Source organism: Natrinema sp. CRL1, from assembly GCF_059162405.1.
Window position 1 is genome coordinate 1 of sequence record NZ_JBLVOY010000027.1, and the last position, 451, is coordinate 451.

Sequence of the window (451 nt, forward strand, 5' to 3'; positions counted from 1 at the left end):
GATTTGATCAAGACCAAAGCTACCTTTGACACCAATACTATTTGCAATAAGATGTGTGATTAAATGAATCAATCTATCAATTAAGTCAGCCAAAGCTACAAAACTAATGACAAATGCAATGATAATTAATACAAGCTTTCCAGCTGCTAAAACTGAATCTCCAAGAAATGAGAAAAATGGTTGTCTTTCAGTTTGGTGATCTCTTATGCTATACACGACATCTTCTTGTTCTTCAACTGATACAGGATTCAAAATACAAGAAACTATAATTGCGTTAATAATATTTAGTGGAATTGCCGTCAATACAAGTTCTCCAGGTATCATTTGCACATAAGCGCCCACAATTGCTCCTGAAACTGAACTCATAGACATCATTGCAATAGTTAGTACCCGCATCTCATTCATGCGTTTAAGCTGTTCACTAGAAACAGCAAGAGCCTCAGTATTACCT

The 451-nt window shown here is 35.5% G+C and carries 1 protein-coding gene; it reads right to left on the minus strand.

Annotated elements, in window-relative coordinates; all coding sequences use genetic code 11:
* A partial coding sequence (locus ACJYUO_RS21875; RefSeq protein ID WP_494347411.1) for a nucleoside transporter C-terminal domain-containing protein occupies positions 1-451 on the minus strand: 451 nt, incomplete at both ends.